Source organism: Sphingomonas sp. P3_C5 (assembly GCF_056402635.1).
The window spans coordinates 158,546-185,402 of the sequence record NZ_JBFUHA010000009.1 but is presented as its reverse complement, the minus strand read 5'-3'; the positions used below and the strand labels follow the sequence as shown (position 1 = coordinate 185,402).

Here is a 26,857-nt window from a genome sequence, read left to right as displayed (position 1 = left end):
AACTGTGATAGTCCCGGAACGGGCGAATCCGGGCGAGCGTAATCGGCGGGCATGTCGCCTTGATCCTATCCTTCCGGAGGGCCGGGTTTAGGGTCGCGCGCCGAAGAGCGAACAAGAGGGAGCAACACCATGGCCACGCAAATTCCCGGCGATCAACCCGCCGGCATGATGGACCGAATCAAGCGCCTGTTGACCGCACCCGCCCAGGAATGGCCGCGGATCGACGCAGAGCCGATGACGGTCAAAGGCATCTTCATGACCTGGGTCATCCCCCTCGCTGCCATCGGTCCGATTGCACATCTGATCGGCATGATGGTATTCGGGATCGGCTTTCTCGGCATCACTTACAGGCCGTCCATCGGTGTCGCAGTGGGTGGCGCCGTTACCATGTATGTGTTCGCGCTGATCAGCGCCTTTGTGATGGCGCTGGTGATCGACTGGCTCGCACCCAATTTTGGTGCCACCAAGAACCCGGTTTCCGCAATGAAGGTCGTCGCCTTCTCGATGACCGCTTCCTGGCTTGCCGGGATTTTCCAGATCATCCCCATGCTTGGATGGCTGGGTCTGGTTGGTCTTTACAGCCTTTATCTCCTGTGGATCGGCCTGCCGCTGTTGATGAAGGCACCAGCTGACAAGGCACCCGCTTATGTCATTGTCTCAATCCTCGTCTGCATCGTCGCGGCGGCGGTGATCACCTTCGCGACCGCCTCGCTGACAGCGGCCTTCATCCGGCCGCCGCTCCTTGCCGACTCCGGCTCTGTCAGCGGCACGATGAGCGTGCCGGGCGTGGGATCGGTCGATCTCGGCAAGCTCAACGAGGCAGCTGCCAAAATGAAGGTGGCGACCGACAGGATGCAAGCCGATGCCAAGAGCGGCACCGTCACGGCGGTTCCGGTTGCGGCGCTCCAGGGGATGCTGCCCGCCACGATCGCCGGCTTCACGCGCGGTGATGTCGAAACCAGCAGCGGCGCCGCGGCGGGGCTTGGCGGCAGCCGCGCCGAGGGCCGCTACACCCTGGGCGAGCAGAGCTTCAGCCTGTCGGTGGCTGACATGGGGGCGATGGGCGCGATCGCGACGCTGGGTGGTGCGGTAAACGCGCAATCGAGCAAGCAGACCGCGACCGGCTACGAGAAGACCGAGATGGTCGGCGGCTCGATGGTCAGTGAAAAATGGAACACCGAGTCGCATTCCGGTCACTATGAGACGATGGTCGCAAGCCGCTTCATGGTCTCCGCCGACGGCAACGCACCGAGCATCGACACGCTGAAACAGGCGGTGGCGACGGTGGACACGGGCGCGCTCGCCAGCCTGGCAAAATAACCGCCGCGATTGTCGGTCAGTCGATCCGGCGGAGCATTTCGCCGGTTTCGACAAGTTCGAACATGGTCGCGTCGATGTAGCGGACCACTTCGCCGGTCGATAGCGCGAGCCGGCGGGCACCTGGATAATGCCGCGCTGGTGCACCGGGTACCTGGGCGGCGACATGCTGATATTCGATGACCGTGACGACCGACTCGTCCTCGGTCCGGCAGCGCCACCGCGCGATTTCCCTTTCCATCGCTCGTCCGCCTGACCCTTATCGCGGCAGGGCACCCTCGCCGCATATATCCATCACGACCTTATGCGTCAGCGATGCGCAATGGGCACCGGCAAAGGGAAATGCACCGACAAGACTCGCCCGCAACTCGGGCGCCAGCGCTTCCTGGAGACGCCGACGAGCGCGGAACAGTCGGGTCTTGACCGTGGCTGGGGCGATATCGAGGGCGTGCGCGATCTCCTCGATCGTCATCCCCTCCACTTCGCGCATGACGAATGCGAGGCGGAAGTCGCGCGGCAGCCCCTCGATCGCAGCTTCGAGCATAGTCCGCATCTGCTTGACCGCGAGCGCACCGTCGGGGCCGCTGCGGTCGATCGATCCATTCATCAGTTTTTCCCGATAATCGTCGAGGTCCACCACCGACTCCGCGTCGAGCCGCGCTCGGCGCCGCCGCGCGGCGCGCTGTCGTCCGAGCGCCTCGTTGATGACGATCCGCGTCAGCCAGGTCGAGAGCGAGGAGCGGCCGGCAAACTCCCCGATCGCGGCAAAGGCGCGGAAATAGCTGCTCTGGACGGCATCCTCGGCTTCCGCGCGGTTGCCCAATATGCTCCAGGCAGTGCGGAACAGCCGCTGGTTGTTGCGCTCCGTCATGAGCCGCACGGCATCAGGATCGCGCACCGCGATCCGCCTTGCGAGATCCAGATCCGGCAACGCAGCAATGTCAGCCTTCGCCACCGCCTTCATCTCAGCGCCTCTCCCGATTCTCGAAATATCATAGCCGTTCTTCCCTTGGATGCCGCAGCGGCCACGAGGTTCCCGCGCGAGGCAATCAAGGCATGGCGGGAACCTTCAAGCACGGGCGGCATCCAATGTGCAGCGCCGAAAATTGCTTCGGCCGCCACTGATATGGGGATCAAGGATGCTGAACAGGATTGCTTTGCTGAGTGCCGCCGGATTGCTGGCCATGTCAGGCGCCGCGCTGTCCCAGGCCGCGCCGGCCATCAACGACGCGCAGATCGCACACATAGCCTATACCGCCGGCACGATCGACATCGCGGCGGGCAAGCAGGCGCTCGCGAAATCACACAACAAGGCCGTCCGCGCCTTTGCCGAGGAGATGGTCCGCGACCATGATGCGGTGAACGTCAAGGCGCTCGCGCTGGTCAAGAAACTCGGCGTGACGCCGCAGGACAACCCCACCAGCCAGGCGCTTTCGAAACAGGCGGCGAGCGAGTTGACGACGCTCTCACGCTTGAGCGGCGCAGCATTCGACCGCGCCTATGTGAAGAACGAGGTCGCCTATCACCGCACCGTGAACGGCGCGCTGAAGACCACGCTGGTCCCTGGAGCGCGCAATGGCGAACTCAAATCGCTGCTGCAAACCGGCCTGACCCTTTTCACCGAACATCAGAAGCACGCCGAGCATCTCGCGGCGGCGCTCCACTGATGGTGAATATAAGCAGGGCCGCAAAAGGTGGGGTGGCGTTCGCCATCGCCGCCCTGCTGGCGGCCGCCATGATCCCCGTGGCGGCCGCACCTCCCGCAAGAACCTACACGATCACGCTCGACAATATGAAGTTCGGGGCGCCGCCGCCGAAGCTGCACGTCGGCGACACCATCCTGTGGGTCAATCGCGACCTGTTCCGGCATAGCGCGACGGCGCGCGATGGCGGTTTCGATCTCGATCTTCCCCCGGCCAGAACCGTCAGGCTGGTGCTCAAAAAGCCGGGGGTGATCGCGTTCTTCTGCAAGTTCCACCCGGGCATGACCGGACGGCTCAAGGTCTCTCGCTAGAACGGAACTCCGGGCTCTCGGTTACTGGCGCCCGCCCGAATCTTCCGAGAAGTCATGCAACCCGCGCGGGAAGGGGTTAATCGCGACGCGGGTATCCATCTGGCCGACCGGCCCGCCGAAGCTCGCCCGGTGCCAGCGGCCCATTGCCGCGGTGACGATGTCGCCTGGCGCGGCGGTGAAGAAGGGAACGCCTTCGATCTGATAGTCGATATTACCCTCCATCACGAACCAGAACTCAGCATAATCGACATGGAAATGGCCAAGATTGGTCGGTGGCGGCGTTGGCGTGCCCTTGCCGCGAATATTGTTCAGGAAAAAATGGTCGCTGGCGATGAAGGCGCCAGCACGCGCGCCGCCGCCGATCACGTCCTTGTAATAGTCGAGATAAGGCTTGTTATTGTCGTCATACACGCCGTCGCCGCCCGACAGGACCACCTTGGTATAGGTATAGCCCGGGACATCCTTCGGCTTGGTCGGCGAGCTGGTGACCGGGTAAATCGGCACGTCATTGGCCTGATGGATCTCGAGCCAGAGCGCGGGGTCGGACCCGACCGTCTCCATCGTGAAGGGCAGGCGCAGCGGAATGTTGATCTCGAAGCCCTTTGACGCGACGAACGGCTCCTGCCCCTTGATGCTGACGCGGACCTGACCGCTCCACACGATCATGCCGACGCGATTATCGGGGTAGAGCACCTCCACCGTCTTGCCGCCGGGGGCGAGCTGATGCCAGTCGGCGGCCAGGTCTTTGTTGCGCACGACAGGCTGAGTCCAGTTCGGCTGCCCCTTGTGCATCGCGAGCACGTCGGCAAATTTCCACAGCGGCTTGTTGGGTGCGACATAGGCCTCGACCGGATTTTTCTTGGGCGCCCAGCCGAGGATCAGCGGCGGACGCTCTCGGGGCGGCCCGGCCGGCGCGGCTGCAGCCTGGGCAAAGGCCGATGGCGCCATCAGGGTGGCGGCGCCGATCGCGCCAGCGCTCAACACGGCTTTCAGTCGATGCATTTCAGTCGTCTCCCTCCTGAGGGTCCGCGAAGACGTCGGGGACCGATTCTCTCGCTATCCGCCTACCGGTCTCACGCCGATGCCCGCGGAGACGCGTTCGCGCCGACCTATATCAAATATATCATATAGGAAAACTGTTTTGATGCCTTGCAGTCTACCGAAATTATCCAACACGGTTCCGAAGGCGCGATTGCGGCAGCGCAGCACGACCCTGGAAAGAAAATTTCTTTCTATTCCAACAATCTAATACGCATGCCTTTTTTTCAGCCCTTGTAAAGGTTTACCGGGAATCGCACTTGTGCAGCGAATGAAGCACGCGGGCGAACGACCCAGGCATTCGAGGGGACGTCGGAAAGCGCCGCAGAAATGGGGTCCCGTGATGTCGTTTGCCTTTCCTTTTCGGCGCCTTGTCCTGATCGTTGGTACCGCTATCGCGCTTTCGAGCTGCTCGGGCTCAGCCAAGCCACCGCCCCCGCTTCCCCAAGTTACAGTCGCGATCCCGCTGCAGCGCGATGTGGTCGATTGGGATGAATATGTCGGCCGGTTCGAGGCAATCCAGGACGTCGAGCTTCGCCCACGCGTCTCCGGCACGATTGATCGCATCCTGTTCGCCAACGGCCAGCATGTGCGGCAGGGACAGCCGCTCTTCATCATCGATCCCCGGCCCTATGCGGCCGCGCTCGCCCAGGCCCAGGCCCAGGTCGCGAAATCCAACGCATCGCTGATCAATGCTCGCTCCGAGCTCGCCCGCGCCGACAAGCTGCTCACCGCCCAGGCGATCAGCAAGGAGGAGTATGAGACCAAGCAGGCCAATGTCCGGACCGCCGCGGCCGATCTTGCCGCAGCTCAGGCCAATGTCGCCAATGCCCGCCTCAACCTCGGCTTCACCACGGTCCGCTCGCCGATCACCGGCCTCGTGTCCGATCGTCGGGTCAGCAAGGGCAATTTCGCGACTGAGGGCCAGACCGTCCTGACCCGCGTCGTCTCGACCGATCCGATCTGGTTCTCGTTCGAGGGTGCCGAGAGCTTCTACCTCAAATATCTCCGCCAGGATCGCAAAGGCGAGCGCGGCTCCTCGCGGAGCACGCCCAATCCGGTCGAGGTCCAGCTCGCCGATGAGAGCGGCTATCGCTGGCACGGCCGTATGGAGTTCGTCGACAATGCGATCGACACCAATTCGGGCACGATCCGCGCCCATGCCGTCATCGCCAACCCCGATGGCTTCCTGACGCCCGGCCTGTTCGGCCGTGCGCGCCTGCTCGGCTCGGGCCATTACCGCGCCATGCTCGTGCCCGACGAGGCGATCATCACTGACCAGACGCGCAAGCTCGTCTATGTCGTCGGCAAAGACGGCAAGGTCGCCCCGCGCCCGGTCGAAACCGGGCCGCAGGTCGAGGGCCTGCGCGTCATCAGGACAGGCATTGGCCCATCGGACAAGGTCGCGATCGAAGGCATCACCACGCTTCAGCCCGGCGCAGCGGTCAAGGCCAATCTGGTGACACTGAAGCCCCGTGCCGCGGACACCGCGCCGACATCGCAGCCCGACAGTGCGCCGCCGGCGTCCGAAGCGACAGCGAACTGATCCCGTGAAGTTCCCGCACTTCTTCATCGAACGGCCGATCTTCGCGGCTGTCCTGTCGGTCCTGATCGTGGTGTTCGGGATCGTCGCCTATCCCGGCCTGCCGGTCGCGCAATATCCCGAGATCGCGCCGCCCACCGTGGTGGTCAGCGCGACCTATCCGGGCGCCTCGGCCGAAACCCTGGCGGAGACAGTCGCGGCGCCGCTCGAGGAATCGATCAACGGCGTCGAGAACATGATCTACATGTCCTCCTCGTCGACCGGCGACGGCGTGATCCAGATCACCGTGACGTTCAAACAGGGCGTCAATGTCGATCAGGCCCAGGTGCTGGTGCAGAACCGGGTCGCCACCGCCGAGCCGCGCCTGCCCGATCAGGTCCGCCAGATCGGTGTTACCGTCGCCAAGAATTCGCCCGACATCCTGATGGTGATCGCCCTCACCTCGCCCGACGGATCGCTCTCGGAGCAATATGTCTCCAACTATGCGACCACCCAGGTTATCGACCGCCTGCTCCGCATCCCCGGCGTCGGCGGGGTGCGTTCGTTCGGCGGGCGCAATTACAATATGCGGGTCTGGATCGATCCCGATCGGGCAGCATCGCGCAATCTGACGGTCGACGAGATCGTGACGGCCATTCGCGGCCAGAACGCCCAGGTCGCGGTCGGATCGGTTGGCCAGCCGCCGTTCAACCAGGGCGGCACCGCCTTCCAGCTCGGCATCCAGACCGAAGGCCGGCTGACCACGACAGATCAGTTCGGCGAGATCATCGTCAAGCGCGACGATCAGGGTCGGTTGACCCGGCTCCGCGATGTCGCCCGGATCGAGCTCGGCGCGCAGGATTACAGCATCAACGCCACGCTGAGCGGCAAGCCGATGACCGCGATCGGCATCACTCAGCTGCCCGGCTCGAACGCGCTCACCACGGCCGATGCGGTGCGCGCCGAGATCGCCAGCGCTGCGAAGAGCTTCCCGCAGGGACTCTCCTACAGCATACCCTATAATCCCACCGAATATATCCAGGCCTCGATCGAGGCGGTCTATCACACGCTGTTCGAGGCGATCATCCTGGTCGCTCTGGTCGTGCTGCTGTTCCTGCAGAGCGGCCGCGCTACCCTGATCCCGGTGATCGCCGTGCCGGTCTCGCTGGTCGGCTCGCTGGCGATGCTCGCTGCCTTCGGGTTCAGTCTCAACAACCTCTCGCTGTTCGGCATGGTGCTCGCTGTCGGCATCGTCGTCGATGACGCGATCGTCGTGGTCGAGAATATCGAGCGACTGATGGAGGAGAAGGGGCTTACGCCCCGCCAGGCGGCGCACGAAACCATGGATGAGGTCTCCGGCGCCCTGATCGCGATCTCGCTGGTGCTGTGCGGCGTGTTCATCCCGACCAGCTTCATCCCCGGCATTTCGGGCCAGTTCTACCAGCAATTCGCGCTGACCATCGTTTCGGCGGCGGTCATCTCCGCCTTCGTTTCGCTCACCCTGTCGCCGGCGCTGGCAGCGCTCGTCCTCAAGCCGAAAAGCCATGAGAGCGAGCCCCGCCCAGGCCTGCTGGGCTGGCCGGGGCGTTTCGCGCGCGGCTTCAACAACGGCTTCAAGCGGCTGGGCGAACGGTTCGGCAAATATACCGCGCGCGCCGTGCGCACCTTGGCGCTGGTCGGAATCGTCTATGCCTGCCTGATCGGTCTCGCCGGATGGCGCTTCATGGCGACACCTACGGGCTTCATCCCCGCGCAGGACCAGGGCTATCTGATCGCCGTCGTCCAACTGCCGCCGGGCTCGTCGCTCCAGCGCACCTCGGAAGTCATGGCGCAGGTCAACGCCATCGCGATGAAGAACCCCTCGACTGAGGCGACCGTCGCCTTTGCCGGGCTTGACGGCGCGACCTTCTCCACCGCACCCAATGCCGGCGCGATGTTCATTCCCCTGAAGGCGTTCGGCGAACGCAAGGACGCTGACGAGATCGCACAGGAAATGCGCCAGTCCTTCGGCGTGGTCGCCGGCGGCAATGTCCTCGTCATCCCGCCCCCGCCGGTACGCGGCATCGGCACCGGCGGCGGCTGGAAGATGATGATCGAGGACCGCACCAATCTCGGTTACAAGGCGCTCGAGGGCGCTGCCTTCCAGATGATGATGAAAGCCAACCAGGCTCCGGGCATCACCAGCGCCTTCACCACCTTCAATACACGCACGCCGCGGCTGTTCGCGAAACTCGATCGCGAGCGTGCGGAGCAGCTGGGCGTGCCGGTCTCGAACGTCTTCTCGACACTCAACACCTATCTGGGTTCGACCTATGTCAACGACTTCAACCTGCTCGGCCGCACCTACCGCGTGACGGCGCAGGCCGATGCGCCGTACCGCGACCAGATCTCCGATGTCGGCCACCTGCGCACCCGCTCCGCGGCTGGCGAGATGGTGCCGCTCGACGCAGTGATGACGCTCCGCAACGATAGCGGGCCGTACCGGGTGGTGCGCTACAATCTCTATCCGTCAGCCGAGTTCCAGGGCGACACGTTGCGCGGCTTCTCGTCGGGCCAATCGCTGACCACGATGGCGAAGCTTGCCGAAGAGACTTTGCCCAAGGGCATGACCTTCGAATGGACCGAGCTCGCCTTCCAGCAGCAACAGGCTGGCAATACCGGCGCGCTGGTGTTCGGGCTTGCCGTGCTGTTCGTGTTCCTGCTGCTCGCCGCCAATTACGAAAGCATGGTGCTGCCGCTCGCCGTCATCCTGATCGTGCCGATGTGCCTGCTTGCCGCGATCCTCGGCGTGAACCTGTTCGGCGGCGACAACAACATCCTCACCCAGATCGGCCTCATCGTGCTGATCGGCCTCGCCGCCAAGAACGCGATCCTGATCGTCGAGTTCGCGCGCCAGAACGAGGAAGCGGGCATGGACATGCACGCCGCCGCCGAACACGCCGCCGAGCAGCGCCTGCGCCCGATCGTGATGACCTCGATCGCCTTCATCCTCGGCGTGCTGCCGCTGGTGATCGGCTCCGGCCCCGGCGCCGAGATGCGCAAGGCGCTCGGCGTCGCTGTGTTCTTCGGCATGATCGGCGTGACCACGTTCGGCCTGCTGTTCACCCCGAGCTTCTACGTCATCTGCCGCAAGCTCGGCGATTGGGTGAGCGCGAAATGGCGCGGACGGAAGGCGCCCGAGGCGCCTGTCGGTGACCCAGAGGAGGAGCCGGCATGATCTTGCACCGCCCTCCGTTCGCCCTGAGCACGTCGAAGGGCACCTCTCCCCGGCGCGGCACCCGCTTGAGGCAGTGCTTCGACAAGCTCAGCACGAACGGTTTTCTGGGGCTGGCACTCGCCCTCAGCGCCTGCACGGTCGGCCCGAATTACGTAAAGCCAACCCCACCCCCGATCGCCACCGGCAGCTTCGCCGAGACCGCCAAAACGACCGCCGCCGCCTCCGCCCCGCTCCCCGATCACTGGTGGCAGCTCTACAGTGATCCGGTCCTCGATCGCCTCGTCACCGACGCGCTCGCCCACAACACGGACATCCGCACTGCCGCCGCCAATCTCGCCCGTGCCAGGGCGGTGCTCTCCGAACAGCGCGGCGCCCGCCTGCCGAGCACCGATCTCAGCGCATCCTACACCCGCAGTCGCACCTCGGCAGGCCAGAGCCCGACCGGTCAGGCTTTCGAATCCGATTTCTTCTCGGTCGGCTTCGACGCCTCCTATGAAGTCGATCTGTTCGGCGGCGTAACCCGCGCCATACAGGCAGCGCGCGGCGACACAGAGGCCGCCGCCGCGGAGCTCGACGCAGCTCGGGTCTCGGTCGCCGCCGAAACCGCGCGCGCTTATGCCAGCGCCTGCTCCAATGCCGCGCAGCGCGCGGTCGCGCTGGAGACGGTGACTCTGCAGCAGCAGACGCTCGAGCTCACCAACACCCTGTTCACCGCCGGCCGCGGTACGCGCCGCGATGTGCAGCGTGCCGATGTGCTGCTCGCCAACACCCAGGCGCAGATCCCCGGCTTCGAGGCCGAACGCCGCGCGTCACTCTACGCCCTCGCAACCCTCACCGGCCGCCCGCCCGAGCAGATCGATACCGATGCGGACAAATGCCTCGCCCCGCCGCGCGTGACGGTCACGGTGCCGGTCGGCGACGGCGCCGCCCTGCTCGCCCGCCGCCCCGATGTTCGCGCAGCGGAACGCACCCTCGCTGCCGACACGGCACGCGTCGGTGTCGCGACCGCCGATCTCTACCCGTCGATCAGGTTGCTCGGCTCGATCGGCTTCGGCGCGAGCAAGCCGGGCGATGTGTTCAAGAGCCCAAGCCTGTCCTGGTCGCTCGGCCCGCTGATCAGCTGGAACTTCCCCAACCAGACCATCGCCCGCGCCCGCGTCCGTCAGGCCCGCGCCGGCGCCGACGCATCGCTCGCGCGGTTCGACGGAACCGTGCTGACTGCGCTCAAGGAAGTCGAACAGGCACTCGCCCGCTATGCCGGCGCGCTCGATCGCAACGCAGCACTCCGCCGCGCCGAGGCAGCAAGCACTGAGGCGGCCAGGCTTTCGAAACTGCGCTTCGATTACGGCGCCGACAGCTTCCTGCTACTGATCGAAGCCGAACGCGACCGCGCCGACGCCCGCGCCGCGCTCGCGCAATCGGACGCGGCGGTGGCGGATGCGCAGGTCAGCCTGTTCAAGGCGCTCGGCGGCGGCTGGCAGGGCGCGGCAATGCCCGAACGGCGCGATCCGACCCTTCCCTGATCTCCGCCGTCACGCGCCTCCGTTCAACCGGCCATGGCATGCAGCATAAACGGCGATCATATCGGGCTGGATGACGAGGACTGGGCAGCAATCCTCGTCAACAACGATCACCCGAAACGGCAATTCTCGACCAAACAGGGCGGACCGCCGCCGCGGCGGCAGCGCGTTCAGCACGCACGCAGCCCCTCCCGCCACGATATCCGCCCATTCGGCGCAAGGCGCGGCAAGCTCCGAAAGATGCAGCATATAGACGGACATTGCCGCCCCCGCTTGCACAGCGGCAGCCAGGGAACGAAACCCGGATTCAGCAAGATCCACCTTCGGTGACAGTTACTTGATCCCCAAATTCACCGCACAGGCAATTGGTGCGCAGGTGACCGGCCATCATAGACGCAGAGAGGCGGCGGCGGAAAGCCCGGGTCGTCGGATCAGGGAAAATCGCCTCCCACCGGCGCCGCTTTCGACATGCTGTTTGCGAAGCGCATCAGCATCAGCATCTCGCCACCCGCCGCCGCGGCTGCCGGTCCGACATCAGGCAGCAGATGCGCCCGGATATCGTCTGGGATCGACGCCGGGTCGCTGTAAATGGGCTGCTCCATGCATTCCTCGAAAAGCGCCTCGTCAGCGGCGGCATCGCCGGTCAGGTCGGCGACACGCTCGAAGATGCACGGCGTCGCGACGATATCGCCGTCGGTGTTGCGCAGGCAGGTCAGCGATATCCCGTCGAGCACCATCGCCTTGCGCCGCGCTACGCCCTTGACGATCGAGAAGATGAAGACGCCGCTGACCGGATCGCTCGCCATCGAAAAGAGCTGGTTCTGGATCGGCAGCGCCCAGCCATCGAAACGCAGCCGCCATACGCCGAGCCGGTACCGCAACAGCCCGTTGCTCGCGCGATATTGCAGCATATGGTCATGCGCGAACATGCCCGGCGTGTCGGCCGAGGGCCGGGTGGTGCGCCAGATCCCCTCGAACGCCTCGCCGTTCATCCGGGTGTTGGTCAACGCCTCGGAGAGCAAGGTGGGCGACAGCCAGTCCCAGGCCGGCAGGCTGTCGTCGACAGGCGCGCGCGGCGGCTCGACGCCGAAGCGCGCGGCGAGCGTGGGCAGATCCGCCTGCCAGTCGAGCATGGTGAAGCCCGGGCAACGCGCCGCGACGAATATGGTCAGGCGATCGAGATTATAGGCCGAAGGGTTGGTGTTGCCCGAACACCAGCGGCCGACCAGCGACTTGTCCACGCCCATCTCGGCCGCCAGCCGACCCCTGCTGAGGGATAAGGCGGCGAGGACGAGTGTCAGCCGGTCTGCAAAGCGTATCATCCGCTTGATTATGCGGGCGACAGGCGAAGCGTGCAACCGTTGCATCTCCTCGCGCAACCGTGGCGCACGCCGTTACACCTTCGCGAAACCCCCAGCACGGCCGAGAGGCGCCGCCAGGGAGAGGAAAGATGCCTGTACAGGAGAGACACCTTGAAGATTGCGATATCCATGGCCCTCGCGGCCACCCTGATTCTGCCCATCGCCGCCGCTGATTCGCACAACTTGCCCCTCAGCGGCAATGATCTGGCGCCGGGCGAGCGGTTCAGCACCAACATCCACACTGGCGGTATTCAGGCCGAAGGACAGGACATTGTTGCACGCCGTCGGATCAGCGACACCCAATGGTCAACGATGATCGAGGGCAAGACCGACGACAAGGTCAACGCGAACTATGTCATATACGGCAAGCCAATCTACGCCATGGCCAGCGGAACGGTGATCGGCTGCTGGCGCAATGCCCCTGAAAATCCGGCGGGCGGCAAGCATCCGGCGCGCGACAAGGGCCTGATTCCGGGCGGCGGCAACCATCTCTGGGTGAAGCAGGACGACGGCAGCGTCGCCCTCTACGCCCATACCATTCCCGGATCGATCCCGGCCGCGCTCTGCCCCCATAATGCCGTGCTGCTCGGCGACAATTCCGTCGTCCAGGGCAATCCCGACATCCGCAAGGAGGCGGTCGTGGTGAACGGCGCGCACATTACCGCCGGGCAGATGATTGGCCGGGTGGGCAACTCCGGCGCGTCGAGCGGGCCGCATCTCCACATCCACATGGAACGCGATGGCAAGCCGGTGAAGCCGCTGTTCGATCGCGGTCTGACGACGCCTTATGTCGACGGCAAGGGGATGATCAACGGCCCATGGACCCCGATCGCCGGCCAGCAACTGCCGCGCGGGCCGATCCTGTTATGGCCGCCGCACAAGATCGGCACCTGGAAGTTCAACGACATCAAGGATGAGGACTATCGCCGCCATTTCGACCATATGGCGAACTCGGGCGAGATGCTGCTCCTCGCTACCTGCAAGGACAATGGCGCGAGCTACGATACCCACTGGGTACCAGCATCGGGCCAATGGGCCTCGGCCTTCGGCATGACAGCTGAGCTCGCCGCATCGATGAACGCCAAATATGTCGCCAAGGGCTTCAAGCGCACCTCCAACTATGTCTGCGGCACCCGCAGCGTGGCGGTGTGGCGCAAATGACGTGACGGGCGGGCGGTGCCGACAAGGCACCGCCCGCTCAGGCCGCAAGAGCGTCGCGCGCTTCGTTAAGAGGCGGTGTCGCGACATACGGACATCGCGTAGCCAGACATATGGACCAGGAAGCCGGAAATCCCCCCGATCCCGCACTTCGCCGTGTCGTGGCGATCGTCGCACTGCTCAACCTGGCCTATTTCGGCATCGAGTTTGCCGTCGCGCTGCGGATCGGTTCGGTGTCCCTGTTCGCCGACTCAGTCGATTTCCTCGAGGACGCCTCGGTGAACCTGCTGATCCTCGCCGCGCTGGCATGGAGCGCGAAGAATCGCGCACGTGTCGGCATGGCGCTGGCAGCGATCCTGCTCGTCCCCGGCCTCGCGACCTTGTGGACAGCCTGGGAGAAGTTCAACGCGCCGGTCGCACCAGACCCTGTCCCGCTGTCGCTCGCGGCACTAGGCGCGCTTGCCGTCAACCTGAGCTGCGCCTTCATGCTGTCCCGCTACCGAGGGCACAAAGGCAGTCTGACCAGGGCCGCATTCCTGTCGGCGCGCAACGACGCGTTCGCCAACCTGGCGATCATCGCCGCTGCGCTCATCACCGCCTTCGCCTGGCACACCGCGTGGCCGGATCTGATCGCAGGTCTCGGCATCGCGCTGATGAATGCGGACGCAGCGCGAGAAGTGTGGAGCGCCGCACGTACGGAACACGCCGCGACGACCTGATAGTGCGGAGCCAAGGCAGCCCGCTGACAAATTCGAGCGTCGCGTCAGGGGCGCCTTGGCGTAGTTTGCCGCAACGCCGCACTCATTCACTGCGCCCGGGGGATCACCATGATCGTCAAACTCATCTTCTGCCTCACGCGCAAGCCGCATCTGACGCGTGAGCAATTTCAAGATTACTGGCTGAACACGCATGCGCCCAAAGTGAAATCGGTCTGCGGCGTCATCGGCATGATCCGCTATGTGCAAAGCCATACGATCGAGAACGCCATGAGCGGCGCACTCCGCAAGTCGCGTGGCGGTAATGCGCCCTATGACGGAATCATGGAGGGCTGGATCGAAACCGAAACTGGCGATCGCAACAGGGGCACGGAAGACTATCTCGAAGCCGCCAAGATGCTGCTGGACGATGAAGGCCAATTCATCGACTTCGATCGCTCGGTGATATTCGTGACGCACGAGCACATTATTTTTTGATCGCGCCCCATTGGCATCGCCCCTGCCTGAGGTGCGACTTTCACAGGGGTGCCGTTGCCGGAATCTGGCGGGCGCCCTAAAGCCTGGAGGTCGAACCAGTACTTCTCAAAGCGATGGATTTTCCGAACATGCGGATCGTGATCACGGGCGGCGCGGGCTTCATCGGCTCACAGCTCGGCAAGAGCCTGCATCTCCAGGGCCACGACGTCGTTCTGCTCGACAATATGAGCTACGGCCACCTCGATAACMTGTTGCTGGACGGCGCGCCTTTCGGAACCTTCCTGTGCAAGGATATCCGCGATCCAGCCCTGTTCGACATGATCCAGGGCGCCGAGGTGGTGATCCATCTTGCCGGCATCGCGCCCTTGCCGGTTTGCCAGGCCAACCCTGGTGTCGCGTACGACGTCAATGTCGGCGGTCTCGGCAACGTCCTGGAGGCATCGCGCAGGGCCGGCGTCAGGCGGGTCATCTTCTCGTCGACCTCCGCCGTCTACGAAAAGACGAAGCTGCCCGTGCTGACGGAGGACGCGCCGATCAATCCGGACCTGGTCTACGCAATGACCAAGGCGGCGGGCGAGAAATTGTGCGAAGGCTTCGCATCCAGCTACGGCATGGACATCATCATCTGCCGGTTCTTCAATGTTTTCGGTCCGCATCAGGACGTCAAGCGGCTGAGCCCGCCCTTTACCAGCTATGTCGCGCGCGAGCTCGTCCTTGGGCGGCGGCCGATGCTGTACAACGACACCGATGCCCGCCGTGACTATGTCCACTCCGACGACGTCGTGAAACTGCTGACGAAGATGACCTTCGCTGACGGCCGGTTCGATGCGGAGCGTTTCAACATCTGCTCGGGCGTGGGCAGCAGCGTGCCCGAGCTCTACAAGATCTTCACGGCCGTCAGCGGCTTGGATATCGAACCCGTCTTCAATGATCCGGCGACCTTCTGGGATCGCTATCCCGAACTCGTCACCGGCCCGAACAGACTGCCGAAAAGCCGGATCATCGAAGAGGTGCATAAGGACGCGATCGGAAGCCCCGCAAAGGCGGAGCGCGCTTTCGGGTTCAGGCCCTCGACCGATATCAGCGCTGGAATTGCGTCGGTCTATGCCGATGCGGTGGAACGGCTCCGGAGCTAACTTCGGTCGCCGCCTCTCACCAAAGCCGCACCCGCGCGTCGGGCGCCAGATAAAGGGCGTCCCCCGGCGCCACATCAAAGGCCTCGTACCAGGCGTCCAGGTTCCGGACGACGCCGTTGACCCGGCATGGCGCCGGCGCATGATCGCTATTCTCGACAATATAGCGGATTGCGCTGTCAGGCGCCTTGTAGACCCAGATCCTGGCCCAACTCAGAAACAGTTTCCGCCGCGCTTCTGCCGCGTCAAGCGTATCGCCACGGTCGGCGCGATAGAGCTCATAAGCGTGTAGTGCCAGCGAAACGCCGGAAAGATCGGCGATATTCTCCCCCAATGTCCGCCGTCCGTTGAGCTTCAGCCCCGGCAAGGGTTCGAACGCCCCATATTGCGCGACAAGCTGCTCCGCGCGGGCCGCAAAGGCTGCTTGCGCATCAGCGGACATCCAGTCGCGCAGAATGCCCTTGCTGTCGAAGAGCAGACCCTGATCGTTGAAGCCATGGCCCATCTCATGGCCGACGAGCGCGCCGATCGCTCCGAAATTCTCGGCCGGATGCGCGGTGTCGGAGAAGATGGGCGGCTGGAGGATAGCCGCCGGCAGCTCGATCGTGTTGAGCAGCACGCTATAGCTCGCATCCACGGTTTGCGGCGATTGATACCAGAGCTCCTGCTGGGGGCTCGCCTTGCCGAGGCGGCCGAGCTGCGCTGTCCAGGCTTCCCGCAACAGGGTTTCCAGGTTCCCCGCCGCGTCGTTGTCCCGTAGCCCTCCGCCCCCTCGATAGGTCGGCCAGCGCCGCGGATATCCCGCCTTCAATGCCATTGCGTCCAGCTTCGCCAGCGCCTCCGCCCGCGATGGCGGGTCCAGCCAGGCTGTAGTCCGAAGCCGCTCGGCCATCGCCCGCTTCAGATAGGCGAGCATCTCCTCGGCCTGTTTGCGCGCCGCCTCGGGAAAATGCGCTTCGACATAGAGCCGTGCCACATCCATCCGCATCTGGCTGTTGACGAAGCGGAGCGCCTCGTCGGTGCGCTTCGGCCGCTGCGTGGCGCCCCGGGCCACTGCCACGAAAGCCCCATAAGCATCACGCATACTCGCCGGCAGCGTGTCGATCCCATTGCGGATCCACGTAAAGGCGAGCCAGCTCCGCCAGCTGTCCACCGGCTTTTCGCGAAAGAGCGCGGCCTGCGCAGCCACCGCGCTGTCCGTCCCCAGGTTGATGCGCTCCACACCCGCAACCCCGCGCGCCGCTAACATGACCCGCCAAGGCAAGCCCGGAGCAAAAGCCTCGAGCTCGCTTACCGTCATGACATGGAGATTGGCCCGCCGGTCGCGCAGCTTTTCGAAACTCCATTGCCGCCGCGCGATTTCACCTTCGAGCGCCACTATATCTCCGGCGCGCCTCGACGCGTCGGAGATCCCGGCCAGTTCGAACAGCTGGGCAATGCAATGCCGATAGGCATCGCGCAGCTTCACGGAATGCGCGTCAGTCGCTGCACAAGCGGCCGTCGAAAGCTCGAGCATCGGCTGGTTCTGGTTTTGCTGGTCCAGATGGACCATCCATTCGCCCTGCGCGGGAAAGACGTTGAACGCGATCAGACTGCTTGATCGCGGACGCGCCATCAGCGCACCGATGTCCGCGTGCGAGCCCGCCGCCATGATCCGCCCCAAATCCCGCTTGAGGCGCGCAGGGCCGGCCCGCATGATCGCGGCTTCATCGAGGATCGAACGATAGGCGGCAGCGATCCGCCTTTCCGTGGGAGAATTGGCGGCCCCCGGATTCGCCGCGCGCTCCACAAGCGCCGCGATCCGGCCCATGACCTCCTTGCCGGCCACGTCGAATTGCCCATAATCCCAGCGGTCTGCCGGTATGTTCATCGCCGCGATATCGGCCGCGTCAGCATATCGGTAGAAGTCGTCGCCCGGCCGCACTGCCAACAACGATGCCCCGAAGCTTTTGCCTGGGCCGGCATTCAAACCCAAGGACGCCGCCCCGAATCCGAGAAGCGCGTCTCGCCTTGTGATCAGCATGTGATTCACCCCGACACCGTCCGACTACAACTGTAGTCGCACAGACTACAGTTGTAATCAATGCATGCCGTCAAAGACCGGCGGTTTCGTTACAACGAAAGGTCCCGGTCGGGAACGCTCCTGTCCCCGGAGCGCTCAGCCCCGCTGCCACTCAATCACGGGGTCGTTCATATCGACCGCTTCGCCCAGCTCCCACACATTGGCATAGCCATAGCCGACCAGGTTGATGAAGGTCGGGATATTGAGCGCGAGCGGCAGCGCCTTGGTCACCACCGGCTTCACATTGTTGCGGAAATTATTGTTGCAATAGATCAGGATCGGCCGGTTCGCGTCCTTGCCGATCACCTCGGCAAGGCTGGCCGCGGTGAAATCCGTGAAGGGCAGGTTCACCGCGCCCTTGATATGCCCGGCCTTGTACGCCGATGCCGATCGCGCATCGAGCAGCAGCACATGGCGGTCCCGCCGGCGCTGCGTAAAGTCGCCGAGCGATAACAGCCGCTGCGCGCGATAGGGCGCGATCTCGGCCGTCAGCGCAGCAAAGCCGTGATAGTCGATGAGCGGATTGGCGGGCTGAACGGCAGCGGGTTGCGGATTGGCGGGCCGCTCGGCGAAAGCCGGGCTCGCCAGGCTCAGAGCGAGCGCAAGCATCAGCGGCGAGGCAGCCAGCCCGGTGCTGCGCTTGAAGTCCGTCCCCATCCCCCCTCTCCTGTCCTGTGATCCGGCCGGAAAGTCGCACGGCTCTGATTGCGGGGGGATGAACCGACGCAACCTGGCGCTCGCCACTAAGCCGCGCCCGATCATTGCCAGTGGTGAAAGGGGAACCCTTATTGCTCCCGGCATGGCATTTTCCGACGGTAGCGGCTCGGATCGGTGGCGTGTAGACGAGTTTCCTCACGAGATCGGAGGCCCGAATGCGCGAAGTGAAGATCGGCATCAGGGTCGCTGACGTCGCTCAGGCAACGGTCTTCTACCAGGGCCTGGGGTTCGAGCTGGCCGCTTCCGTTCCCGGACCCGCGGGGTCGCCGGTCCTGGCGGTGATGGTCCTTGATCAATTTCATCTGATACTCGACGCGCTGGTGGGGCTGCCCTTTCCCGACACGGAACGAGAGAGAATGATCAAACAGGGCCCACGCGGTCTCGGCTGCGTGATCGGGATCGAGGTGCCGGATCTGGAGCTAATCCACCAACATTGTGTCCAGAGCGGCTGCGAGATCACGGGGCCGATTCAGGATCAACCCTGGGGCGAGCGCACCTTCACCTGTATCGATCCGCATGGTTACGAGTGGAAGTTCGCTGTCAAAACGGGCGAGGGGAATATCGAGGCCGTGGCGGCGTATTGGTTCGGGGAGGCGGCAACGCAGCCTGGGGACTAAAAGCGGGACACTATTGTGATGGAGGTGCACCCCTGCGGGAGACACGAATTTGGTACAGCCGCGTGCTACAAATAGCCTATCCACCAATCGGGAGGCTGATGGGTAGATAGAATGACGCGACGCATCCTCTTTTCACTACTGGCCTGCGTGTTGTTGAGCAGCTGTTCCTATGCCTATGACATTCTCGCGGTGGTTCAGCATGGGCGGCTGATGTTCGTCGTTGATCCTAAATCACGCAATCACCCGTCCTGTTTAAGGGAGATCGAGGTTACGGTGCGCTCAGATCACGGGGCGACGGCTGCTTCAGGCGACGACGAATCTCGAGTGGACCATGGCACGTTCTGGTTCGAGAGCGTCGACTATGCCGACGGTTGCGCCAACACCTATCCGCTGCCGTACGGATCATCGCTTAGTGGCAAGGCTCTGTCGGATCGGGGGAAGGTCACGCCAAAGCCGCTCCGGCGCGAAGTCGAATATGACGTGAGAGCAACCACTGGCGCGACCGGTTACGGGAGCGGGCAGTTCATCCTCCATCGGAACGGACGAGTGGAAAACTTGCCGCGGTAGAGCCTTGAGACGGGTGCAGCAGGCAACGCTTACAACTCTCGATAGCTGCGAGCGCCCAACGGTGCTCGCATAATAGCTACAAAAAATTTGGTAATCTTGGTCGGGGCGACAGGATTCGAACCTGCGACCCCCACACCCCCAGTGTGATGCGCTACCAGGCTGCGCTACGCCCCGACCGAGGGTGGGGCACATATGCGCGTGGCGCCCGCGATGCAAGCGCCGTGGCGCGGGCGGTGCGAAGTTGGGTTGGGTGGACGTCGCGCTTCTGCCGTTTGAGGCCCGATTGACGGTCCGAAAGGCTCGAACCCCACTCTCCACCACCCGCTCAAGGTGAACCGCCCTTAGACACAATCAGGGTGAGCGGCGCGACGGGCGCTTCCGCCATTATTGCATATAAGCTATTGTTTAATAATAACTATATTCTTATCGATCCCAAGTGCGCCAGTCGAAAAAATGTCAGCGCCCCGCATGACATTCCCAACAACCCATCCAATTCAACTTCGCCCACAGAGACGCTACACAGCACCATGACGATCCGGATCGCCCGTCCCTCCCCGCGTCAGGTCACGCCTCTGACATCCAACCGATTGTTGCGCGCTCTCCGGACTAGTGATAGCGCGCGGCGCTTATGAGAGTGGGCCATACCGGTCCGATACCCCAGCCATTTTGGCCAAGTCATTCAGGATGCCATGTTCGCAACCATAGCCTTTGCCGCAGCTACCGCCGGCACCGCTTCCGGCGGCGCAGCCGCCACGTTCAGCTTCTTCTTCCCCATGATCGCGGTCGCCTTTGTCGGTTATTTCCTGCTGTGGCGCCCGCAGAATCAGCGGATGAAGGCACATCAGGCGACGATCGCCGCGGTCAAGAAGGGCGATTCGGTCATCACGGCGGGCGGCATCGCTGGCAAGGTGACCAAGGTAGAGGAGCGCTTCGTCGAGCTCGAGATCGCGCCGACCGTCAAGATCCGCGTGGTCAAGTCGACCCTGGCCGAGGTAACCGGCTCGGGCACCGCAAAGCCGGCGAACGACTAATCCCATGAATGATTTCCCGCGCTGGAAGGTCGTCTCGATCCTGGTGTTTCTCGCCGCGCTGATGGCGCTGGCGATTCCCAGCCTGTTGCCCGAAGAGCAGACCAACAAATGGGGCGCGATCCCGCACTCGCGGATCAGTCTCGGCCTAGATCTGGCCGGCGGCAGCTATCTGCTGCTCGAAGGCGATGTCGATGAGTTCGCCGCTGGCAGGATCGACACGATGCGCGACCAGGTCGCTGACGAGATGCGCCGCGCTACGCCGCGGATCGAGATCGGCGACATCTCCACCCGTGACGGCAAGATCAGCTTCATGGTGCGCGACGTCACCCGGGTCGATGCGGCGCGGGAGAAACTGCTCCCGCTTGCCGGCAGCGGTGTTGGCTTCACCGGTCAGCGGGCATGGGACATCAGCGTCGTCGACGGCACTCGTTTCGTCGTCACGCCGACCAAGGCCGGCCTCGATCAGGCGATCAACAACGCGATGAATACCGCGGTTGACGTGGTTCGCCGGCGCATCGACAAGATCGGCACCAAGGAACCGACGATCGTCCGCCAGGGCACCAACCGCATCGTCGTCCAGGTGCCGGGTTTGCAGGATCCGACGGCGCTCAAGGCATTGCTTGGCAAGACCGCGAAGCTCGAATTCAAGATGGTGGACGAGAATCCCGCCGATCTCGAACAGGCGAGCAAAGGCGTTCTCCCGCTCGGTACTCAGCTCCTCCCCAATGTCGATACCGGCGGCTCAATCCTGGTCAAGCGATCGGCTGTTCTGACCGGCGGCGATCTCGTCTCGGCGAAACAGGCGTTCAAGCCGGAAGACAATTCGCCGATCGTCGATTTCACCTTCAACAGCCAGGGTGGCAAGAAGTTCGCAAAGATCACCCAGGAGAATATCGGCAAACGGTTCGCCGTGGTGCTCGACAACCAGGTCATTTCGGCGCCCTCGATCAACACGCCGATCCTTGGCGGCTCGGGCTATATCGAGGGCCATTTCACCGTCCAGTCAGCCAGCGAGCTCGCCATTTCGCTGAGCTCGGGCGCGCTGCCCATCACGCTGAAGGTAGTCGAGGAACGTACTGTCGGCCCAGATCTTGGTCGCGATTCAATCGAAGCCGGCATCAAGGCCTCGGCGATCGCGGTGATCCTCGTCATCGCGTTCATGCTGGTGACTTATGGCCGCTTCGGCCTCTATGCGAACTACGCAGTCGTCATCAACGTCGTCGTCATCATGGGCGTGCTCGCGGTCATAGGCGGCACTCTGACTCTCCCGGGCATCGCCGGCTTCGTGCTGACGATCGGTACCGCGGTCGATGCCAACGTTCTGATCAACGAACGCATCCGGGAAGAGCAAAGGCGTGGCCGCTCGGTCATCCAGTCGATCGAGCTCGGCTACAAGGAAGCGAGCCGGACGATCTTCGAGGCAAATGCGACTCACGCTATTTCGGGCGTGATCATGCTGCTGCTCGGCTCGGGCCCCGTGAAGGGTTTCGCCGTGGTGCTGCTGATCGGCATCGCGACCTCGGTGTTCACCGCTGTCACCTTCACCCGCATGCTGGTCGTGCACTGGGTCCGCCGCACGCGGCCCGCCCACCTCAATATCTGATCGGCGACAGTCTATGCGTCTCCTCAAACTTGTCCCCGACAACACCAATCTTCCGTTCGTCTCGCTGCGCAAATGGGCGTTCGGGCTGACCATCCTGCTGACCCTCGCGGCAGTCGCGCTTGTGTTCGCGCGCGGGCTCAACCTCGGCGTCGATTTCGTCGGTGGCCTGATGATCGAGGAAAAGTTCGTCACCCCGCCATCGACCGACAAGCTCCGCACCGCGATCGACAATCTCCATCTCGGCGAGGCGCGGCTGCAGACCGTCGGCAGTGACGGCAAGACCATCTCGATCAAGCTGCCGCCGCCCCAGAGCACCGAAAAGGACGCGACCAACAAGGTCGTCGATGCAGTGCAGGTCGCGATCAACAAGATCTATCCGGACGCGAGATTCTCGAAGCAGGATGCGGTCAGCGGCAAGGTCTCGAACGAGCTGATCTGGAAGGGTGTGCTCGCCGTCGTCCTCGCGGTGCTCGGTATCGGCATGTTTGCGATCTTCCGCTTCGAATGGCAGTTCGGCGTCTCGACCGTGGTCGCCATCATGCACGACGTGCTGATGACGCTCGGCTTCTTCGCACTCACTCAGTTCGAATTCGATCTCAACATCGTCGCCGCGGTGCTGACCATCATCGGCTACTCGATCAACGACAAGATCGTGATCGACGATCGCATCCGCGAGAATATGCGCCGCTATCGCAAGATGGAGATGCCCGAGATCGTCGATCTCTCCGTCAACGAGACCCTGCCGCGCACGGTGATGACCTCGCTGACCATCCTGCTCGCCCTGTTCGCGCTGCTGATCTTCGGCGGCCATGTGCTGCGCGGCTTCACCGCGGCGATGATCCTCGGCATCTTCGTCGGTACCTATTCCTCGATCTATGTGTCGTCGTCGCTGCTGATCTCGCTCGGCCTGCGTGCCGAGCCCCAGGCGGATGCGACGGCCACGGCCGCCAAGAAGGCCGAGCGGGTCGCGTACAAGGATATGCCCTGAGGGCTATGCCGTGATGCGGGCAGGCGCGCGATGAGGATGGAGCAGGGCCAGCAGACCGACGGCCCAATCATTTCGGGCTTTTCGGGCGGCGGGTTCAAGGTCGATGACGGGGTCTATCGCGCGCTGCTGATCACACCCGTCCGCGCCGATGGCTGGTCGCCGCCCCCTATAGGGGCGCTGACCGCAGACGATGTCGCGCCACTCCTCGCGCTCGACCCCTTTCCGGAATTCCTGCTGCTCGGCACCGGCCCGCTGCTGGTCCGGCCGCCCCTCGTCTTCGTCCGCGCTGTCGAGGCGCGCGGGCTCGGCATCGAGGCGATGGACAGCCGCGCCGCCGCCCGCGCCTGGGCGGTCTTGCGCGGCGAGGGCCGCTGGATCGCAGGCGCTCTCTACCCGCTTGATTGAACGCGCGGTTCCGCTAGCCTGACGCGCAATAAGCAAGTCGGGGGAAACCATATGAAGATCGTCATCGCATTGCTCGCGGCGATTGGGGCGCCGTTATCGATTCCCGCAGTCGCCGCCCAAACAGCGCCGGCCGCACCCGCCGCCGCTCCGGCGCCTGACTATAAGCAGGACACCGCATGGCTCTGCCGCCCCGGCCGTGCCGATGCCTGTTCGGCGAATCAGGATGTCACCATCATCCAGGCGAACGGCAAGCGGAAGATCGAGAAGTTCAAACCCTCGCCCACCCCGCAGTTCGACTGTTTCTACGTCTACCCGACCGTCTCCAACGATCCGACGCCGAACAGCGACATGAATGCCGGCCCCGAAGAGACTCAGGTCGCCGCTTTCCAGGCAGCCCGCTTCGCGTCGAAATGCCGGGTGTTCGCCCCGCTCTACCGTCAGGTGACCCTCACCGCGCTCAAGGCCTTCATCGCCGGTCAGCCCGTGACGATGGACCGCGACACGCCGCTCGCCGACGTGACGGCAGCGTGGAACGATTATCTCGAGCGCGACAACAAGGGTCGCGGCGTCGTGCTGATCGGGCACAGCCAGGGTTCGCTGGTGCTGAAGACGCTGGTCGCCAATGCGATCGAAACGGATGCTGACGCCCGCCGCCACCTCATTTCGGTGATGCTCCTCGGCGCCAATGTCGCGGTACCCGTTGGCAAGGATGTCGGCGGCGATTTCAAGCGGCTGCCTTTGTGCCGCAGCGATTCGCAATATGGCTGCGTCGTTTCCTATGTCACCTTCCGCGCCGACTCACCGCCGCCCGCGAACAGCCGTTTCGGCAAGGTGGCGGATGCCGGGATGCTCGCCGCCTGCACCAACCCGGCGGCACTCGCCGGCGGCAAGGCAGTCACCGACGCGATCTTCGGCGCGAAAGGTGCCGGTGCCGGTAGCGCGCCGATGGGCTCCTGGACGACCGACAACGCGCCCGTCACCACCAGTTTCGTGAAAGTGCCCGGGCTGATCTCGGCCGAGTGCGTCTCGAAGGACGGCTTCAGCTATCTCGCCGCCACCGTGAACGCCGATCCGAAGGATCCGCGCACCGACACCATCGTCGGCGATGTCGTGGTCGGCGGGGTCACGCTGAAGGACTGGGGCCTGCACCTGCTCGACATGCCGATCGCGATGGGAGATCTCGTCGAGCTCGCCGATCATCAGGCGGCGGCATGGCGCGGCGTGCCCTACAAGAAGGAGAAATGAGCCACCAGCCCGGCGAGATGCTCGAACAGTGCGGCGCTGTTCGCTTCCCAGGTGAAGCGCTCGGCGCCGCGCCGGACATAGTCTTGCGCGGGCGGCTCATCGAGTAAGCTCCGGATCGCGGCCGCAAAGGCCTGCGGGTCACGCGCGACGATTCGCCCGAAAGCAGGCTCAGTCACCACTTCCGCAGCGCCGCCGGCAGCGGTGATGACGATCGGCGTACCGCAGGCAAGCGCCTCGACCCAGGCATTGGCGAGCCCTTCCGAAGCCGAGGCAAGCGCCATCACATCAGCGGCGGCAAGCAAGCCAGGCAGCGCATCATGCGGCACGCTGCCGAGCAACCGCACGCGGTCGCCAAGTCCGCCCGCCGCGATCCGCGCCTCCAGCGCCGCCTGCTCAGGGCCCTCGCCCGCGATCAGTAGGGTCGCACCGGGAATCGCCGCGACAGCTTCGATAACGACATCATGCCCCTTGCGCGGGATCAGCGCGCCAAGCGAGACGATCAGCGGCCCCGTCACGCCATAAGCCAGCTTCGCCGCCGCCCGCTCGCAGGGCGCGAACCGGGCAAGATCCACCCCGGTATAGTGCACGCGGATTCGGTCTGCCGGCATGCCGATCGCAACCATATCCGCCTTCATCGCCTCGGAAACCGAAAGCAGCCCATCGGCTCTCTCGCCCGCCTTGCGTACCGAGTTCGCGGTCCCGGCGGCATGGCCCCAGAGATGGATATCGGCGCCCCGTGCCTTGATCGACACCGGCACCCGGAAATGCGCGCCCAGCGCCACCGCTACGGGTCCGTCGGGAAAGAAGAACTCGGCATCGATCACATCAAAGGCGAAGTCGCGGCGAATCCCGGTCAGCAAGGGAATCAGCCAGCGGACAAGCCCCACCGCGTGAAAGCGCCCGCCCGTGCCGGGGATGGTGGCGAAGCGCGGGCGTCGGACATCAAGTCCCTTCCACGTCTCCCGTTCGGGCACGCTCCTGAAGCCGCGGTGATGAGACACCAGGCTCACCAGCCAGGGCGGAATCCCGATCGGCGCAACCACGCGCAGATCGACACCCGGGCGCGCCGCGAGGCCGAGCGTCTGCTGCTCGACGAACACCCCGAAATTGGGGCGCGTCACGTCGGGGAACAGGGTGGAGAGGGTCAGGACGCGGAGCATGCGCCGCCGGTGTAGCACGGGAGGGTTATTTCTTGCTGAGTCTTTGGAGATGGTCGGGCAACCCCACCCACATTGTCATCCCGCGAAAGCGGGGACCCACCACCTGCCGCTGGAGATGGCGCCTTTGCTCAGATCCGCCTGTCGCCAGGATAGGCCAGCAACAGATCGCTATCCAGGGAAGCCTCGATCTCCACCCTGCCCTCCAGCGTAAGGCACTCGCCCGCGCGCCACGCAACGCCGTCAGCCACGCCCTCGCCCGCGAGCGGCACGAACCAGCCCGTCACCCCTTCCGGCAAGGTCACCACCCGGCGCCCACCGGGCCAGCGCTCGATCACGAACTTCGGGCCTTCGGCGAGGATGGTCCGGTCATCCGACACCCGCCCCGGCTCGGGCAGAGGCACGAACGGCACCGGATCCGAAACCGCAACGCCGGCGTCGAGATGCAGCTCGCGGTCGCTGCCATAATCATAGAGCCGATAGGTCAGATCGACATTCTGCTGGACCTCGACCAACGTCAGCCCCGGACCGATCGCGTGGATGGTGCCCGCCGGCGAATAATAGAAATCCCCCGCCTTGACCGGCTTCCAGTCAAGCAGATGCTCGATCGATCCGTCGAGCGAGGCTGCGCGCAATTCATCCTTCGTCATAGGCGCCTTGGTGCCGAGCGCGATCGTCGCATGCGGCTCGGCGGCGAGGATCACCCACGCCTCGTCCTTGCCGCGCTTGTACCCGGCTGCCCGCGCCGCCGCGTCGTCGGGATGGACCTGGACCGACAATTTCTCGCTGGTGAAGAGATATTTGATCAGCAGCTCAGGCTCGGCCGCATGCGGCGTCTGAAACCAGACCTCGCCGACCGCCTCACCGTCCTTTGCCGGGTCGGCAAAACCCGGCCACAGATTATGCCGTCCCCATGGCTTTTCGACGCGCTTGGTGGCGAGCAACGTGGCAGTCATTGGCGATTCCTCCGGGATGGCAGATGGTAACGCCAA

Annotated in this window: 26 protein-coding genes and 1 tRNA gene; 17 read left to right on the top strand and 10 right to left on the bottom strand. The window is 64.2% G+C overall.

From position 1 onward, the window contains the following. The first annotated feature begins 129 nt into the window (after window positions 1-129). On the top strand, window positions 130-1,320 hold the full coding sequence (locus AC1DVS_RS20890) for a Yip1 family protein (protein ID WP_478026019.1): 1,191 nt from the start codon (window positions 130-132) through the stop codon (window positions 1,318-1,320). Between the two features lie 16 nt (window positions 1,321-1,336). Here AC1DVS_RS20890 and AC1DVS_RS20885 read toward each other — a convergent pair whose 3' ends face one another. After that, entirely contained in the window at window positions 1,337-1,558 is a 222-nt protein-coding gene (locus tag AC1DVS_RS20885) for a hypothetical protein (protein ID WP_478026018.1), read from the bottom strand. Window positions 1,559-1,576: 18 nt separating this feature from the next. Next, on the bottom strand, window positions 1,577-2,281 hold the full coding sequence (locus tag AC1DVS_RS20880; protein WP_478026016.1) for an RNA polymerase sigma factor: 705 nt from the start codon (window positions 2,279-2,281) through the stop codon (window positions 1,577-1,579). A gap of 175 nt (window positions 2,282-2,456) precedes the next feature. Between AC1DVS_RS20880 and AC1DVS_RS20875 the strand changes: the two genes are divergently transcribed. Beyond that, window positions 2,457-2,984, top strand: coding sequence for a DUF4142 domain-containing protein (locus AC1DVS_RS20875; protein ID WP_478026014.1), 528 nt, complete (start codon window positions 2,457-2,459; stop codon window positions 2,982-2,984). Continuing rightward, window positions 2,984-3,331: a cupredoxin domain-containing protein gene (locus AC1DVS_RS20870; protein WP_478026013.1), complete on the top strand. Its 348-nt coding sequence runs from the start codon at window positions 2,984-2,986 to the stop codon at window positions 3,329-3,331. The genes AC1DVS_RS20875 and AC1DVS_RS20870 overlap by 1 nt, the downstream gene beginning before the upstream one ends. A 21-nt stretch (window positions 3,332-3,352) precedes the next feature. Here AC1DVS_RS20870 and AC1DVS_RS20865 read toward each other — a convergent pair whose 3' ends face one another. Further along, the gene (locus tag AC1DVS_RS20865; protein WP_478026012.1) at window positions 3,353-4,333 is read right to left on the bottom strand and encodes a cupin domain-containing protein; all 981 of its coding nucleotides are present in this window, start codon (window positions 4,331-4,333) and stop codon (window positions 3,353-3,355) included. A 379-nt stretch (window positions 4,334-4,712) separates the two neighbouring features. On the opposite strand from AC1DVS_RS20865, the gene AC1DVS_RS20860 reads away from it, so the two are divergent. The 3 genes from AC1DVS_RS20860 to AC1DVS_RS20850 are packed head-to-tail and all read left to right on the top strand — an operon-like array spanning window position 4,713 to window position 10,631. Then, window positions 4,713-5,915, top strand: coding sequence for an efflux RND transporter periplasmic adaptor subunit (locus AC1DVS_RS20860; RefSeq protein WP_478026010.1), 1,203 nt, complete (start codon window positions 4,713-4,715; stop codon window positions 5,913-5,915). Window positions 5,916-5,919: 4 nt separating this feature from the next. Then, a complete protein-coding gene (locus tag AC1DVS_RS20855; RefSeq protein ID WP_478026008.1) occupies window positions 5,920-9,108 on the top strand; it encodes an efflux RND transporter permease subunit in 3,189 nt (1,062 codons plus the stop codon). After that, the gene (locus AC1DVS_RS20850; RefSeq protein ID WP_478026007.1) at window positions 9,105-10,631 is read left to right on the top strand and encodes an efflux transporter outer membrane subunit; all 1,527 of its coding nucleotides are present in this window, start codon (window positions 9,105-9,107) and stop codon (window positions 10,629-10,631) included. Before AC1DVS_RS20855 ends, AC1DVS_RS20850 begins: the two co-directional genes overlap by 4 nt. A gap of 9 nt (window positions 10,632-10,640) precedes the next feature. Here the strand turns inward: AC1DVS_RS20850 and AC1DVS_RS20845 are convergent, their stop codons facing one another. Both AC1DVS_RS20845 and AC1DVS_RS20840 read right to left on the bottom strand, forming a co-directional pair. Continuing rightward, window positions 10,641-10,889 (bottom strand): hypothetical protein, encoded by a 249-nt coding sequence (locus AC1DVS_RS20845; protein ID WP_478026005.1) that lies wholly within the window; start codon window positions 10,887-10,889, stop codon window positions 10,641-10,643. A 170-nt stretch (window positions 10,890-11,059) separates the two neighbouring features. Beyond that, window positions 11,060-11,950, bottom strand: a complete 891-nt coding sequence (locus tag AC1DVS_RS20840; protein ID WP_478026003.1) for a helix-turn-helix domain-containing protein — start codon at window positions 11,948-11,950, stop codon at window positions 11,060-11,062. Window positions 11,951-12,118: 168 nt separating this feature from the next. On the opposite strand from AC1DVS_RS20840, the gene AC1DVS_RS20835 reads away from it, so the two are divergent. The 4 genes from AC1DVS_RS20835 (at window position 12,119) to AC1DVS_RS20820 (ending at window position 15,476) form a co-directional block, all read left to right on the top strand. Beyond that, window positions 12,119-13,150 (top strand): M23 family metallopeptidase, encoded by a 1,032-nt coding sequence (locus AC1DVS_RS20835; RefSeq protein ID WP_478026002.1) that lies wholly within the window; start codon window positions 12,119-12,121, stop codon window positions 13,148-13,150. Between the two features lie 110 nt (window positions 13,151-13,260). Further along, a complete protein-coding gene (locus AC1DVS_RS20830) occupies window positions 13,261-13,866 on the top strand; it encodes a cation efflux transmembrane domain-containing protein (RefSeq protein WP_478026000.1) in 606 nt (201 codons plus the stop codon). Window positions 13,867-13,974: 108 nt separating this feature from the next. Continuing rightward, window positions 13,975-14,340, top strand: coding sequence for an EthD domain-containing protein (locus tag AC1DVS_RS20825; RefSeq protein ID WP_478025999.1), 366 nt, complete (start codon window positions 13,975-13,977; stop codon window positions 14,338-14,340). A gap of 128 nt (window positions 14,341-14,468) precedes the next feature. Next, window positions 14,469-15,476, top strand: a complete 1,008-nt coding sequence (locus tag AC1DVS_RS20820; protein WP_478025998.1) for an NAD-dependent epimerase/dehydratase family protein — start codon at window positions 14,469-14,471, stop codon at window positions 15,474-15,476. Between the two features lie 16 nt (window positions 15,477-15,492). Here the strand turns inward: AC1DVS_RS20820 and AC1DVS_RS20815 are convergent, their stop codons facing one another. Together AC1DVS_RS20815 and AC1DVS_RS20810 are read right to left on the bottom strand one after the other, a co-directional pair. After that, on the bottom strand, window positions 15,493-17,397 hold the full coding sequence (locus AC1DVS_RS20815; RefSeq protein ID WP_478026128.1) for a M13-type metalloendopeptidase: 1,905 nt from the start codon (window positions 17,395-17,397) through the stop codon (window positions 15,493-15,495). Between the two features lie 234 nt (window positions 17,398-17,631). Next, window positions 17,632-18,192: a rhodanese-like domain-containing protein gene (locus AC1DVS_RS20810; protein WP_478025996.1), complete on the bottom strand. Its 561-nt coding sequence runs from the start codon at window positions 18,190-18,192 to the stop codon at window positions 17,632-17,634. 215 nt (window positions 18,193-18,407) lie between these two features. On the opposite strand from AC1DVS_RS20810, the gene AC1DVS_RS20805 reads away from it, so the two are divergent. Further along, the gene (locus AC1DVS_RS20805) at window positions 18,408-18,869 is read left to right on the top strand and encodes a VOC family protein (RefSeq protein ID WP_478025994.1); all 462 of its coding nucleotides are present in this window, start codon (window positions 18,408-18,410) and stop codon (window positions 18,867-18,869) included. 111 nt (window positions 18,870-18,980) lie between these two features. Continuing rightward, window positions 18,981-19,436: a hypothetical protein gene (locus tag AC1DVS_RS20800; protein WP_478025993.1), complete on the top strand. Its 456-nt coding sequence runs from the start codon at window positions 18,981-18,983 to the stop codon at window positions 19,434-19,436. Between the two features lie 97 nt (window positions 19,437-19,533). Here AC1DVS_RS20800 and AC1DVS_RS20795 read toward each other — a convergent pair. Then, window positions 19,534-19,610: transfer RNA gene (locus AC1DVS_RS20795), tRNA-Pro, on the bottom strand. Between the two features lie 515 nt (window positions 19,611-20,125). On the opposite strand from AC1DVS_RS20795, the gene yajC reads away from it, so the two are divergent. The 5 genes from yajC to AC1DVS_RS20770 are packed head-to-tail and all read left to right on the top strand — an operon-like array spanning window position 20,126 to window position 24,708. Next, window positions 20,126-20,467, top strand: a complete 342-nt coding sequence (gene yajC / locus AC1DVS_RS20790; protein WP_478025991.1) for a preprotein translocase subunit YajC — start codon at window positions 20,126-20,128, stop codon at window positions 20,465-20,467. Window positions 20,468-20,471: 4 nt separating this feature from the next. Continuing rightward, window positions 20,472-22,070, top strand: a complete 1,599-nt coding sequence (secD, locus tag AC1DVS_RS20785; protein WP_478025989.1) for a protein translocase subunit SecD — start codon at window positions 20,472-20,474, stop codon at window positions 22,068-22,070. 13 nt (window positions 22,071-22,083) lie between these two features. Next, a complete protein-coding gene (gene secF / locus AC1DVS_RS20780) occupies window positions 22,084-23,058 on the top strand; it encodes a protein translocase subunit SecF (RefSeq protein WP_478025987.1) in 975 nt (324 codons plus the stop codon). Between the two features lie 30 nt (window positions 23,059-23,088). Next, window positions 23,089-23,463: an MTH938/NDUFAF3 family protein gene (locus AC1DVS_RS20775; RefSeq protein ID WP_478025986.1), complete on the top strand. Its 375-nt coding sequence runs from the start codon at window positions 23,089-23,091 to the stop codon at window positions 23,461-23,463. Between the two features lie 51 nt (window positions 23,464-23,514). Beyond that, on the top strand, window positions 23,515-24,708 hold the full coding sequence (locus AC1DVS_RS20770) for a DUF3089 domain-containing protein (protein ID WP_478025984.1): 1,194 nt from the start codon (window positions 23,515-23,517) through the stop codon (window positions 24,706-24,708). Here AC1DVS_RS20770 and AC1DVS_RS20765 read toward each other — a convergent pair. Continuing rightward, window positions 24,690-25,868 carry a glycosyltransferase gene (locus AC1DVS_RS20765; RefSeq protein WP_478025983.1) on the bottom strand — a complete coding sequence of 393 codons (1,179 nt, stop codon included), beginning with the start codon at window positions 25,866-25,868 and terminating at the stop codon, window positions 24,690-24,692. The two genes, AC1DVS_RS20770 and AC1DVS_RS20765, sit on opposite strands and share 19 nt — an antisense overlap. 128 nt (window positions 25,869-25,996) lie before the next feature. Next, window positions 25,997-26,821: a class I mannose-6-phosphate isomerase gene (locus tag AC1DVS_RS20760; RefSeq protein WP_478025981.1), complete on the bottom strand. Its 825-nt coding sequence runs from the start codon at window positions 26,819-26,821 to the stop codon at window positions 25,997-25,999. Window positions 26,822-26,857: the final 36 nt, after the last annotated feature.

Excerpts from the sequence above, each read along its gene's own strand:
- AC1DVS_RS20845 (WP_478026005.1), bottom strand. The coding sequence starts at position 10,889 with ATGTCCGTCTATATGCTGCATCTTTCGGAGCTTGCCGCGCCTTGCGCC.
- AC1DVS_RS20765 (WP_478025983.1), bottom strand. The coding sequence starts at position 25,868 with ATGCTCCGCGTCCTGACCCTCTCCACCCTGTTCCCCGACGTGACGCGC.
- secD (WP_478025989.1), top strand. The coding sequence starts at position 20,472 with ATGAATGATTTCCCGCGCTGGAAGGTCGTCTCGATCCTGGTGTTTCTC.
- AC1DVS_RS20825 (WP_478025999.1), top strand. The coding sequence starts at position 13,975 with ATGATCGTCAAACTCATCTTCTGCCTCACGCGCAAGCCGCATCTGACG.
- AC1DVS_RS20830 (WP_478026000.1), top strand. The coding sequence starts at position 13,261 with ATGGACCAGGAAGCCGGAAATCCCCCCGATCCCGCACTTCGCCGTGTC.
- AC1DVS_RS20850 (WP_478026007.1), top strand. The coding sequence starts at position 9,105 with ATGATCTTGCACCGCCCTCCGTTCGCCCTGAGCACGTCGAAGGGCACC.
- AC1DVS_RS20775 (WP_478025986.1), top strand. The coding sequence starts at position 23,089 with ATGAGGATGGAGCAGGGCCAGCAGACCGACGGCCCAATCATTTCGGGC.
- AC1DVS_RS20770 (WP_478025984.1), top strand. The coding sequence starts at position 23,515 with ATGAAGATCGTCATCGCATTGCTCGCGGCGATTGGGGCGCCGTTATCG.
- AC1DVS_RS20810 (WP_478025996.1), bottom strand. The coding sequence starts at position 18,192 with ATGGGGACGGACTTCAAGCGCAGCACCGGGCTGGCTGCCTCGCCGCTG.
- AC1DVS_RS20865 (WP_478026012.1), bottom strand. The coding sequence starts at position 4,333 with ATGCATCGACTGAAAGCCGTGTTGAGCGCTGGCGCGATCGGCGCCGCC.
- AC1DVS_RS20760 (WP_478025981.1), bottom strand. The coding sequence starts at position 26,821 with ATGACTGCCACGTTGCTCGCCACCAAGCGCGTCGAAAAGCCATGGGGA.
- AC1DVS_RS20835 (WP_478026002.1), top strand. The coding sequence starts at position 12,119 with ATGGCCCTCGCGGCCACCCTGATTCTGCCCATCGCCGCCGCTGATTCG.
- AC1DVS_RS20875 (WP_478026014.1), top strand. The coding sequence starts at position 2,457 with ATGCTGAACAGGATTGCTTTGCTGAGTGCCGCCGGATTGCTGGCCATG.
- AC1DVS_RS20890 (WP_478026019.1), top strand. The coding sequence starts at position 130 with ATGGCCACGCAAATTCCCGGCGATCAACCCGCCGGCATGATGGACCGA.
- AC1DVS_RS20880 (WP_478026016.1), bottom strand. The coding sequence starts at position 2,281 with ATGAAGGCGGTGGCGAAGGCTGACATTGCTGCGTTGCCGGATCTGGAT.
- AC1DVS_RS20860 (WP_478026010.1), top strand. The coding sequence starts at position 4,713 with ATGTCGTTTGCCTTTCCTTTTCGGCGCCTTGTCCTGATCGTTGGTACC.
- AC1DVS_RS20885 (WP_478026018.1), bottom strand. The coding sequence starts at position 1,558 with ATGGAAAGGGAAATCGCGCGGTGGCGCTGCCGGACCGAGGACGAGTCG.
- AC1DVS_RS20840 (WP_478026003.1), bottom strand. The coding sequence starts at position 11,950 with ATGATACGCTTTGCAGACCGGCTGACACTCGTCCTCGCCGCCTTATCC.
- AC1DVS_RS20800 (WP_478025993.1), top strand. The coding sequence starts at position 18,981 with ATGACGCGACGCATCCTCTTTTCACTACTGGCCTGCGTGTTGTTGAGC.
- AC1DVS_RS20870 (WP_478026013.1), top strand. The coding sequence starts at position 2,984 with ATGGTGAATATAAGCAGGGCCGCAAAAGGTGGGGTGGCGTTCGCCATC.
- yajC (WP_478025991.1), top strand. The coding sequence starts at position 20,126 with ATGTTCGCAACCATAGCCTTTGCCGCAGCTACCGCCGGCACCGCTTCC.
- AC1DVS_RS20805 (WP_478025994.1), top strand. The coding sequence starts at position 18,408 with ATGCGCGAAGTGAAGATCGGCATCAGGGTCGCTGACGTCGCTCAGGCA.
- secF (WP_478025987.1), top strand. The coding sequence starts at position 22,084 with ATGCGTCTCCTCAAACTTGTCCCCGACAACACCAATCTTCCGTTCGTC.